The sequence below is a fragment of the Bacillus sp. ok061 genome (genome assembly GCF_900108285.1).
In the GTDB taxonomy this organism is placed as follows: Bacteria; Bacillota; Bacilli; order Bacillales; family Bacillaceae_G; genus Bacillus_A; species Bacillus_A thuringiensis_S.
Genome location: NZ_FNUW01000057.1, coordinates 1 through 11,282 on the forward strand (window position 1 = coordinate 1; position 11,282 = coordinate 11,282).

The following is an 11,282-nucleotide window of genomic DNA, read 5'->3' on the forward strand; positions in this document are numbered from 1 at the left end:
TCTTCATTTGGTGTGCCATATGCATGAGAGCCAAAAAGGATGATTTTTTGGACAGAAGATACAGTTTCACGAATCTTTTGCACCAATAGGTCCAATTCTCTTTGTACCTCTTCGTTAATCCGAATCACCCCTCGGATAATGTAATTAAATTGACGTTTAAGTATATTATACATGCGTTTCTCTTCTCCCTGCTATTATATATATTTTTTTTATTGTTTTCTTGTTTTCCAACGTTTTGCAATGCTTGATAATATTCATACACCTGCCTGAAGTGTTATAAGAGACTATCGTCTGAACTACTATTCTCTCTTTTACTTACTAAAACAATATATGGTACAAGCTTTTTCCCTTCTGCAATATCGATAATAATGCTCATTTTAGATATCCCCCTAGTTTTGTTTTGAAAGTGTATTCTCTAAGTTTCTTAGGTATGAAATTGATAAATTTGAAATCCTATGTACGGTGTACAAGTTAAATGAATGTATTAATAGTATTGATGCAGCATGAATAACTCCTTCCTTCTGCACAATAGAAATAACATATTGAAGTAAATTCGCCTGCTTAATAAGTGTATGTATATATACTGAATGGGCATTTGAATCTATATAAGTATCATTCCTCTGACCTTCAATTGCTTCATATATTTGATTTATCTCTAATTTGCACATAAATTGAAATAGCTTATAGTCATGATGCGATTCCTCTAATATTGGCTTAGCCTTTTTAAGCAGTAACATGTAATGTTTAATATTTGTAAGCATTGCGATTTGGATAGTTTTAAATGTCATCATAAAAAAAGAAGAAGACATCATAATATGCCTTCTTTACGCCCCCTTAGATATTTATTTTAGAAACCTTACCCCACTTAATTTATACTCTTTGCTAATTCTTGGTACTGATTAATCACCTGCAAATATGAACTTTGGATGAATATGGTAAAAGTTAGTTACCCTATTTCTATGAATTTATTCAAAAAAGACATTGAACTAGGTTGTCCAATGCCTTCTCTCTTCTTACATATTTGTGTACTCGAAGTACAATTTTTCCGGCTTTCCATACTTATTAATTTCATCCTGATATACGACAGCTAATTGCTGTGACATTTCCAAGTTCTCCATATAGGATAATGAAGTAACTGCTTCTATTTTTTCTTTAATGTTATTAGGAATAACTGAATAAGATAAGCTATCCATTTTACTCCCTAATTTAGTTTCTGTAGCAGCCTCGTAATAAATCTCAGTAATTAGAACTTCATTATCATCTGGATCGTACATATACCCTCGATTAACTGTAATCATATTATATGACTCCTCTCTGGTTTACAAATCCTAATCTCTAGTGTTTTTAGCATTGCAACAAGTACCCTACTTCTATATACATTCTCTAGTTTATAAATTTTTATATTCCACTCTTTATCTAGTTTACTATGAATTAGAAATTAATCTCTTTCTTTTATGTCAAATTCAAAAACCTTTAACAATAATAAGAAACGCTGTAAACTTAGTGCTGTTATATACATTGTTTTTTATTGGTATTACCTGTGTACTTAACTTTTAAACATTTAGGTACCTTACACAATCGCAGACAGGATATATTTCTGTTAAATAAAGGCCCATTGTTTCATGGTTATTATGAGTACTAATAACTCTCATATTCTTTTTCTTATGCCATACTTTGTAAAATTGCATATAATCTCTCCTCTAAATGAAACAAAAAAGCACAATAGGTGTACTTTTTTATTTCGCATATTATTAGCCCCGAAGGTCTACGTACAAGTAATTCCTAACTTAAAGACAACACAAAAAGGGCTTCTTTAAGTCGATTAAAAACGTGCATAGCAAAATAAGCTATATATACACTAATCGGCTCAAAGAAGCCCTTTCACAATTGAAACAAGACACAAAACTTGCTTCTACAACTCAACCACAACACAATAAGGTGTGGGAATAAACGGAATCAATTAAACAATAAATATACGTTTATATTAATCTATTTTTATATAATATTCAATTGTTTTTAATGGAATGAAGATAAGAAGGGACCTTCTATGCAGTTGTTATATATATTAATAATAGCTCCCTTGTTTCTCCTGCTGAAAATCCCCTCTTATTTTCAGTTCTTAGTATTAGTCCATGTACTGCATTTCAAAATATAGTTTTTCTGGCTTTTGATTTTGGTCTAAATAACAAAGTATTTCTTGAATCATTTCTTCTTTTACTTCTATACTTTCCATATAAGACATACTTGTGTTTTCTTGGATCTTTTCAAAAATAGAAGTAGGTAGTTTGTCTGCAGAAAACACACCTATTTTGCTGCCTAATTTTTGTTCAGATGCAGCGTTGTAGAAAATTTCGTTCACAATGACCTCATTATCATCTGGATCGTACATGTAGCCTCTTTGTATACGTAGCAATGTGTTACCCCTTTCTTATATATTCCTTTACGCGAAAAAATATATTTATATATATTGTTTTTTCTGTATAAAGGTGTCAAAGAATATTATTTCGTAAAATCCGTACTTTGTATAGAGGTAGATACAGGATTATTAGTTTTCTTAATTCTTTTTGGAATATTGCGTCCTTTTTTAAACATTTCTTAAAAAAAAGAGAAGCTCATATTCTTTTACGAATGGCTTCTCCGAGAAAATGTTACTCCTTTCTTTTTAAACAAAGTTACACCCACCACATCTGTGAAGGATTTTCCTCAATTAAAATAGATTGAAGATTCTTTGTGGCACGTTTAAATCCTTCTTGAATAGACATGAGTGGATCTTCGTGTTCAATACTTACAACATAATCATATCCATATGTACGAAGTGCACTCATCATTTGCGACCATTCATCTAAGCTATGGCCACAACCAACAGAACGGAACGTCCAAGCTCTTGTTTTCACTTTACCGTACGGCTGCATGTCTGTTAAACCATACATATTCACATTTTCTTGATCAATGTAAGTGTCTTTTGCATGAAAGTGATAAATTGCATTTTCTTTCATTAATAACCTAATAGCAGCGATAGGGTCAATTCCTTGCCACCATAAATGGCTAGGGTCTAAGTTAGCACCTATTGCATCACATGTCTCTTCACGTAGTTTTAGTAATGTATATGGTGTATGTACTAAGAAACCACCGTGAAGTTCTAAACCAATTTTCACACCATGTTCTTGTGCAAATTCACCAACTTGTTTCCAATAAGGAATGAGCTTTTCTTCCCATTGCCATTTTAAAATATCGTTGTATTCATTTGGCCATGGTGCAACAGGCCAATTCGGGTATTTTGCGTTTTCATGGTCACCTGCTACACCTGAAAAACAATTCACAACAGGTACGTCTAGTAGTGAAGCGAGTTGAATGGTTTTTAACAATGTTTCATGGGATTCTTTTGCAAAAGCAGTATCCGGGGATAAAGGATTTCCGTGACAACTAAAAGCGCTAATGATTAAATCTCTTTTTTGTATATATTCTATATATGTGCTTCTGACTTGTTCGCTTTCTAATAATAAATCTAAGTTACAGTGCGATCCTCCAGGATAACACCCTGTACCAATTTCTACAGCATGCAAACCGGCTGCTTGTACATAATCTAGCATTTCTTCAAACTCCATATGAGAAAAAAGTGTTGTAAATACTCCTAATTTCATTTATCTTCCCGTCCTTTCTACATGTGTGTTACTACTCTCATAAATTGCATCAATAATTTGTGATACTTGCAGCGATTCCTCAGGTTTTACAATTAATTCCTCGTCGTATAAGCAAGCTTTTAGAAAGTTTTCAGCTTGCAAAATTCCAGGATCACTGTTAGATCCTATCCAAATAGGTTCACTATTTAATAGCATATTATGTTTTGTTGTATATAATTCAATTGGAAAAACATTCATTCCACCGTTTACTCCGGAGATACTTACTTGTTCTTCATCATTTTTAATATTTGCTGCCCAAGAAGTTTCAAATATTAATGATGCTCCATTTTCAAACTTTATGTATGCGGTAACATGATCATCGACTTCAAATGTTTTATAATCATATTTCCCCCACATGTTTATTTGATTTGGTAGCTTACTAACTGCATTATAGACACTACCAATGACTTCTGTTTGTTTTGGATTTCCAATTAACCATAGTGCTAAATCAAGAAGATGACAGCCGTAATCTATTAAACTTCCTCCACCTTGTAATTCTTTATTTGTGAAAACGCCCCATCCTGGCACTTTTCGGCGACGGAGTGCCTTTACACGAACAACAAGAGGCGTTCCAATCTCATCTATCATCATTTTTTTTGCAACTTGTGACTCCTTCATGTAGCGATAATGATAAGCGATAGCAAGTTTTTTACCGCTGTTTTTTGCAGATTCTATCATTTGTTCACATTCTGTCGCTGTTAAAGCCATCGGTTTTTCACATAATACATGTTTCCCTGCTTGTAATGCTGCGATAGAAATCTCAGCATGAAACTTATTTGGTGTACAAATACAAACAGCGTCAACTTCTTTAAAGACTTCCTCATACGTTTCAAATACATAAGGAATGTTATATGTTTCAGCGGTTTGTTTTGCGCGTTCTATGTTTCTATCATGTATAGCCGTAATCGTACAATATTCATGTAACTTTACAAATGCAGGGATATGGCGACCTTTTGCAATTCCTCCAGTCCCTATTATTCCAATGCGTAGTTTCTTCATGTCTTCACCTTTTCTCATAATGGAATTGTAACAATTTGTTTTGTTTCACTTGATTGTATGGCTGCTAAAATGACTTCTAACGATTTTATTCCTTCTACGCCATTAATTAACGGCTCTTTATCAGAAAGAATGGACTCTACAAACCGCTCAATTATATGTGAATTACTTTGACTAACTGCAGCATTCGATTGAATTTTATCAAGCTCATATTTTACAACTTCACCATTTTTATATTGAAGAATGAGTGAGTAAGTTGGATCATCTTCTAGGCGAAGAGTGGCCTTTTCACCATAAATAATTGTTGAATTATCTTCTTTGCCAACGTAAGACCAACTTGCTGCAAGTGATCCGATAATACCACTTTCGCTTTTCAACATACATACTGCACAATCATCTACATTCGAAAATGTTTTTGCGCTCGTCTCAACAAAGGCGCCAACTTCTGTAATTTCTTCATTCAGAATATACCGAATTAAATCGGCTTTATGTACACCTAAATCACCCATTGCACCAAGAAACGCTTCATCTTTTTTAAAGAACCAGCTCTCTTTTCCGTCTACACTCCAATTTTCAGGACCACTATGACCAAATGCTGTACGGAAGCTATATATTTTTCCGATTTCTCCATTTTCAATCAACTGTTTTGCCTTTTGGTGAGAAGCGACAAAGCGCTGGTTATGACCAATCATTAACTTTTTACCGTTTTTTTCAGCAGCATCAATCATCTTTTTCGCATCTTTTTTTGACGTCGCCATTGGCTTTTCACATAGTACATGAATGCCTGATTGTAAAGCAGCGATAGAGATTGATGCATGTAAATCATTTGGTGTACAGACACTCACTGCATCTAACTCTTCACAATTGATAAGCTCGTTAAAGTCAGTGTACATATTTACACCATATTTATTGGCAATTTCTTTTGCGCGTTGTTTATTACTGTCACAAACAGCTACAATCTGCACATATGAATTTGCTTGGTATTCTGGTAAATGACGATACTGCGCGATGCTTCCGCAGCCAATAACACCTACTTTTAAAATATTCACTATCATATCCCCTTTTGCTCGATTTGAAATTATTATAGAAATTTATTCAATTAAAAAATATGCCATATATCGTTATGTTTATATCATAAGTTGCCTTTTTTTATTAGAAATAAGGCAACTTACTTATCGTATTTTGATAAAGGTGTTATATTGCTAACAAGGAGGTGTAAACGTCTATGACAGAAGGGATTTATAATAAACTTACTGAAGCAATTGAAGAAAAGGTTACTTATCAAAATCCATTACTATTTTTAAAGGTATGGGACATTGTTATGGAAACTTCTTATTATGATCAAATTGAGAGTGCCCCTTGGCATTATCATGAAGAGATTGAGTTTTTAGCAATTATAGAAGGATATTTAGGTATACAAAATAAAGATAAATATATTGTTCTTGGCCCTGGAGATGTTTTTATTTTGGGGAAATCTGAGTTGCATCGGTCACATAAAGCTTCTGCAGATTCGTTACACTACATTGTGTTTCAAGTAAATTTAAAACAACACTTTGACCGAAGCATTATACAATATTTACATTGCTTTTCAGAACAAACAAAATCTCTAAATGAGTTAAACTATATTTTTGAACAAAATGAAGTGGTAAAACATGAGGCTTATGCTCTTATTATAGAAATTTTTACTGAATCAAAAAAGAAAATAAACGGATATGAAATCGCAATTAGTGCTGCCATTAAGAAATTACTTTTAATACTAGTAAGAAATGATACACATAACATTTTAAATTATAGTGAACAAGACGACTTGGCTCGTTTAAAACCCGTACTTGATTATGTAGAATATCATATAGGAGAAAAGATAACCGTAACCAAAGCATGTGCATTAATAAATTTAAGCTATCATTATTTCATAAAATACTTTAAAAGAATTATGGGTATTTCCTTTTTGGATTATGTGAATTATAAGCGCATCAAACAAGCAGAAAGTTTATTAATAACAAGTGACCTTAGTATTTCAAATGTCGGATGTGAAGTTGGAATTGCAAACATGTCACAGTTTTATAAGTTGTTTAAAAAAGAGAATAACTGTTTACCAAAGGAGTTTAAGCAGCGAATACAAAGCAGTAAACAAGCCACCCTTAAAAGAAATTAATAGCTTGTAAGGGTGGCCTAGTGTGTTGCGAATAGCTTTGTATTTAATTGTTTAATCGCCCCTTCTGCAAGGGGCTGGTAAAATGCATGTTGTAATCCTTGTATATGTAAGGTTTCTCCTATACACAACAATACTTTACCAGGGAGCAGGTCGAGTAATAGTTCATTATTAATTTGCTTTGCTTGGTTTTCAGTAGAAACATATATAACTAAGACTGTAGGATTGTTTCCAAAACCCCGCATAATAATATCTTTTCCTGATTCTACAAAAGTTTTCCATCTAGTAATTATTCGTTTTAATCGGTCTTTTTTATCAGATAACAAGGTAGAGTATACAACGAAATTAAATTTACGTTCTTCCCCGCCGTTTACTATAAAACTTAAAGGAGGGGTAAAAACCCCTTTATTAATGGATGGATGCATAATATGCCCTAAAAAGGATGAAGCATAACGCAGGTGGCAAAGTAGGTCTATATCATGCCAATAACGTAGGTGAACATATTTACCATGATTATCAATTCGCTCTGGAGCAAAGAAGAACATATTTCCTTGCCAGTATTTTAAGAGTTTATAACCATTATCGGATAACGTATATGTTTCTTCAAAGATCTCCATATCAAAAATCTCTACTTGCCATTTTTCGATAAATTGATAGTAAAGTAATCCTTGAAGTGCATCATTTATTTTCTTACGTGTATATTTACTTTTGAATAAATATAATAAATGATTGAATCTAACGGACATATGCAAACCAATGAAAGTGAGTAATGCATATTGTTCTTCTGTTAAACGCTGCTTAAACTTAACTAATTCGTCATAAGAGTGGAATACATAGGTTTTATCCAAATCATGTATCCGATATATTTGAAGTCCTTGTACATCCTCACTTGATAAATGAGGAATAGAAGGGATATAAGTAGACATTTGTTTCTCTATTGTACGCATAATCATCCATTAAAATTGGTAAATTGACGAATTAGATTTTTTACTCTGGCCTTGCGGATAATTTAGGATACGTACGGTTCCTCTTCTATTTTTAGCATCAATATTAAGCAGCTCACATGTAACGATTGTTTGGTTAATTGCATCTTCTGGGGTTGGGTTTGCAAGATTACGGCTCTTTAGTCCTTTAAACTGAATACCTGGTGCAACCTCAACGAAAATCCCAGCAATAGCATCAACGCCTACAATTTTACCTACAAAGCGGTCACGGCGTTTGTTTAGTTCTAATAGTTTCTCCATTGGATCTGTTTCTAATATTTTTTTATTTCCTCTAAACTCATAGCGCCCATTCTTTTCTACTACTTTATCAATGATAACCTCTACAACATCACCAATAATAATATCCTCTGAGCGAACGAATGAATGGGACCATTGCGAGTATCGTACTCCTACTGTCACACCATGAACTTCAACCAATACAGTTTGTGCAGATGGAATATGTCCAGAAACGTTTCCTGTGTATACCTTATTTCCCTCTTGTGTTTTTACTTCTTCATATAGTCTTTTTTGAAGTGCTATTTCACCTGCTGTGATAGATACAACAGCAAAGTTTCCTTCCTCAGTTTTCTGGAAGTGTTCAATAATAACAGGTTTAGTTCTACCCACTAACCATTGAGGATTTTTAGGAATGTTTATACCTGCCTCTGTAATTGGGCAATATGCAGTCGTATGAGTACCAATTTGCATTGTAAGCACTTGTATACGCTCAGACTTTCCGTTTTTAGTCGGAAATAGCTTTTCGGATACGACTGTAATCAAGCCTTTTCCTACAGTACGCTCACGTTTCATACGGGCCAATTCCTCTAGTTCATGTTCACGTACTCGCTCAAATTGATTAAAGTTTGTTTCTAACAGTGTTTCACCTTGTGGGTTCTCTGATTCAAAAGCCATTCCAAGTTCTTCTACAGTTTGAGTGTTTGTCTTATCTTCTGACATTATATTTTCCTCCTAGAACGTAAAAAAGGACACACCTGTACCGTTGGGATGGTACGTAAGGTGTGTCCTTCACGTAAATTATGTTTTATTTATATAGTTGTTAATACAAATATAATGGTATTTTTACTCAAATGCAAGAATAATTTTTAAATCATAAATTTACTATAGGTTCATACCAGTTCTAGAATTACTTCAATATTGTCTAGACCTTTCCCCTACTTGGATAATAGCAGTAGAAAATTCCTATCAAAAGGAAATCTAGAATACTTTTTCTAAGCATATTCTGCAATCTGGCGTGTATTTACCAACCTCAAATTAAAATCTAGAATGCAGTCTTTCTAGATTTAATTTGAGGTTTACAAAATATTAATCAAAGAAATTGTTTAATTCCTTACTCATTACGTTCGACGTTTTTTGCTTTGGCTTCTCAATTTTATTAAGGAGCGACTGTGTAGTGTTATTCTTATTTTTTTGCTGAGATTTTAAGTGCTCTTGGCGCTCTTTGTAGCTCATACGTTTATATTCTGGTTGCTTCTCATCATTTCTCGAAGGATCTTCCCTATTTTTTTCTAAGTTTTCATGAACTGTAATACTAATAGATTCGTAGACTTTTGCTACATCTTCATCAAGCTTATTTTCTTCCGTATGATTAAGTGTTTCTACGATTGGGATCGTGTTGATTTCTACATACGTTTCGTCTGACTCTGTTTTTGTAACTGGAATTGAAGTAGATTCTAAATTTATTTCTGCAGTTTCTATTATTGGAACGGGAAGTCCATCTGATGGGAATTCTTCTAGTAGTGGTTCAGTCTCATCGGGAATCCTGGAATGAATGATGGAATCCGTATTCCAATCTTGCTCTAGCATAGTAATAGACAATTCTTTGTTTAGTTCTGTTACCTCCATGTTTATTTCATGGCATTCATCCATTAGAGGTGATTCTATATCTATGACTCCCTCTATTACTTCTTTTATGACAGATTCAGTTATTGCAGTGCTTACACTTTCTATATGTGTTTCCTCTTGTACGGTTCCTTTGTCTTCGCTTGGAATTGCTACTTCCTGTGTAATAGTATTATCAGAAGTTTGAGTAGTATTAACACTCGGTTCTTCTGGTATACTACTACTATTTGAAATTAATACTTTACGAGGACCATCCCCTGTGTAAGAACTTACAACTAGATTTTGTTCTAACTTCTCAATACATTGCATAGCTTTCATATAGCCAATCTTAAATTTTCTTTGCAGAATAGATGGTGAGACTTGTTGCGATTCAATAATAAATTCCTTAATATCTTCATACAACTTATTTTCAGCTTCATCATCAACATCTCCCTGCTGATTCATAGTTGCAGGTTCATTAGATAAGGTTTCATTATGAGACTTGTGTTCCTTATAATCTTCCAATGATACAATGTGCTGTTGCTCTTCCGTTGTTTCTACAGAGCTATTTTGTTTTATCTCATCCTCTTGTATAGGCGGCAAAGGTTGAATTTTTTTCATGTTCTCTGCGTCTACATGCTTCATAGGATTTGCTTTTGTAATAGATTCATTAATAAGACGAAGACGTTCATTTTCCCAATATTGTCCTGTTTCTAGATCTACTTGAATGATTGCTTGGACGAATTCTTCTTTTGGTACAAAGTTGCTTGTAATTTGTTGTACAGGTTGCACATGATTATCTTGTACTATACGAGCAGCACAGATGAATGCACCTTGTGCCATGATATCCCCTGGTGACATAACAACTTCTTTCGCTTTTTGGTAGGTTGATCCTAGTCGACTAACAGGATTATCTTGCATAGGAGAAATACCCTGTTCGGATTCTGCCTCTTTAAATTCCTCTTTCTCACCGAACATGTCAGAGAAAATTTTTGCATCGTATGGCGTTACATCTCCAAATATCATTTTGTTACGGAATGAGCCTAGTAAGGTAAACATATATTGCTCCGTAAAGTCGAGAGCTAATTGAGATAGTGTTTGGCTAGCGATTGTTAGAATTACTTTATATTTACGAGATTGTGCAGGGAATTCTTTAAACGGCCGAACAACATAATCCGGGAACTCATCCACAATAATGTGATGGTAAGGCGAGACGTTTGGTTCCCTACGGAATACCGCATTCTGCATACTCAGCAATACAAATTTTCCTAAAACGTTTGAAAGGTCTGCTAATTCCCCTTTCGCAGTATTAACAAGTAGAATACCACCCTGCTCTAAATGGACATCGAAATCAAAATCCGATTTCCCAAATAAAACACGTCGTATTAAAACGTTTGAAGCTAAATCTTTTAAGATGTTGCGTAAACCTTTTACATATTCTTCTTCTCTGTCATAATGCATCGGTTGTCCGCGGTATTTTCCCGATTTATAAACTGCTGGTTCACCTTGAAAATCCATCTTTTCGCGAATGGTATTGTATAGCAATAGGTAAGGTTTTGAGGCAATCTCCACCTTTTCCCCTGCTCCACACCGTACGTGCGATTTTCACCGCATACGGCGTTCCATCATTAA

Annotated in this window: 9 protein-coding genes and 3 pseudogenes; 1 reads left to right on the plus strand and 11 read right to left on the minus strand. The window is 33.9% G+C overall.

The features are described from left to right. The 8 genes and pseudogenes from C4S65_RS32855 to C4S65_RS32885 all read right to left on the minus strand — a co-directional run. Positions 1-173: pseudogene (locus C4S65_RS32855) on the minus strand (nucleotidyltransferase domain-containing protein); the annotation flags it as partial. Further along, positions 125-304, minus strand: a pseudogene (locus tag C4S65_RS35740) (hypothetical protein); the annotation flags it as partial. The pseudogenes C4S65_RS35740 and C4S65_RS32855, both read right to left, overlap by 49 nt. Before the next feature lie 85 nt (positions 305-389). After that, positions 390-809 carry a hypothetical protein gene (locus tag C4S65_RS32860; RefSeq protein ID WP_103945892.1) on the minus strand — a complete coding sequence of 140 codons (420 nt, stop codon included), beginning with the start codon at positions 807-809 and terminating at the stop codon, positions 390-392. Between the two features lie 204 nt (positions 810-1,013). Beyond that, positions 1,014-1,298, minus strand: coding sequence for a hypothetical protein (locus tag C4S65_RS32865; RefSeq protein ID WP_098286951.1), 285 nt, complete (start codon positions 1,296-1,298; stop codon positions 1,014-1,016). 827 nt (positions 1,299-2,125) lie between these two features. Continuing rightward, positions 2,126-2,389 carry a hypothetical protein gene (locus tag C4S65_RS32870; protein WP_098286950.1) on the minus strand — a complete coding sequence of 88 codons (264 nt, stop codon included), beginning with the start codon at positions 2,387-2,389 and terminating at the stop codon, positions 2,126-2,128. 283 nt (positions 2,390-2,672) lie between these two features. After that, positions 2,673-3,641 carry a sugar phosphate isomerase/epimerase gene (locus tag C4S65_RS32875; RefSeq protein ID WP_098516393.1) on the minus strand — a complete coding sequence of 323 codons (969 nt, stop codon included), beginning with the start codon at positions 3,639-3,641 and terminating at the stop codon, positions 2,673-2,675. Then, positions 3,642-4,697: a Gfo/Idh/MocA family oxidoreductase gene (locus C4S65_RS32880; protein ID WP_103945887.1), complete on the minus strand. Its 1,056-nt coding sequence runs from the start codon at positions 4,695-4,697 to the stop codon at positions 3,642-3,644. Then, positions 4,694-5,725, minus strand: a complete 1,032-nt coding sequence (locus C4S65_RS32885) for a Gfo/Idh/MocA family oxidoreductase (protein ID WP_103945888.1) — start codon at positions 5,723-5,725, stop codon at positions 4,694-4,696. The genes C4S65_RS32880 and C4S65_RS32885 overlap by 4 nt, the downstream gene beginning before the upstream one ends. A gap of 176 nt (positions 5,726-5,901) precedes the next feature. On the opposite strand from C4S65_RS32885, the gene C4S65_RS32890 reads away from it, so the two are divergent. Next, positions 5,902-6,831 (plus strand): AraC family transcriptional regulator, encoded by a 930-nt coding sequence (locus tag C4S65_RS32890; RefSeq protein WP_103945889.1) that lies wholly within the window; start codon positions 5,902-5,904, stop codon positions 6,829-6,831. 17 nt (positions 6,832-6,848) lie between these two features. On the opposite strand, the gene C4S65_RS32895 is transcribed toward C4S65_RS32890, so the two are convergent. The 3 genes and pseudogenes from C4S65_RS32895 to C4S65_RS32905 all read right to left on the minus strand — a co-directional run. Next, on the minus strand, positions 6,849-7,775 hold the full coding sequence (locus C4S65_RS32895) for a hypothetical protein (RefSeq protein ID WP_103945890.1): 927 nt from the start codon (positions 7,773-7,775) through the stop codon (positions 6,849-6,851). 9 nt (positions 7,776-7,784) lie between these two features. Next, positions 7,785-8,768, minus strand: a complete 984-nt coding sequence (locus C4S65_RS32900; RefSeq protein WP_103945891.1) for an RNA-binding protein — start codon at positions 8,766-8,768, stop codon at positions 7,785-7,787. A 366-nt stretch (positions 8,769-9,134) separates the two neighbouring features. Further along, positions 9,135-11,186, minus strand: a pseudogene (locus C4S65_RS32905) (DNA translocase FtsK); the annotation flags it as partial. Positions 11,187-11,282: the final 96 nt, after the last annotated feature.

Coding starts and splice junctions, on each gene's coding strand:
- C4S65_RS32860 (WP_103945892.1), bottom strand. CDS start 809: ATGTCTTCTTCTTTTTTTATGATGACATTTAAAACTATCCAAATCGCA.
- C4S65_RS32865 (WP_098286951.1), bottom strand. CDS start 1,298: ATGATTACAGTTAATCGAGGGTATATGTACGATCCAGATGATAATGAA.
- C4S65_RS32870 (WP_098286950.1), bottom strand. CDS start 2,389: ATGTACGATCCAGATGATAATGAGGTCATTGTGAACGAAATTTTCTAC.
- C4S65_RS32875 (WP_098516393.1), bottom strand. CDS start 3,641: ATGAAATTAGGAGTATTTACAACACTTTTTTCTCATATGGAGTTTGAA.
- C4S65_RS32880 (WP_103945887.1), bottom strand. CDS start 4,697: ATGAGAAAAGGTGAAGACATGAAGAAACTACGCATTGGAATAATAGGG.
- C4S65_RS32890 (WP_103945889.1), top strand. CDS start 5,902: ATGACAGAAGGGATTTATAATAAACTTACTGAAGCAATTGAAGAAAAG.
- C4S65_RS32895 (WP_103945890.1), bottom strand. CDS start 7,775: ATGCGTACAATAGAGAAACAAATGTCTACTTATATCCCTTCTATTCCT.
- C4S65_RS32900 (WP_103945891.1), bottom strand. CDS start 8,768: ATGTCAGAAGATAAGACAAACACTCAAACTGTAGAAGAACTTGGAATG.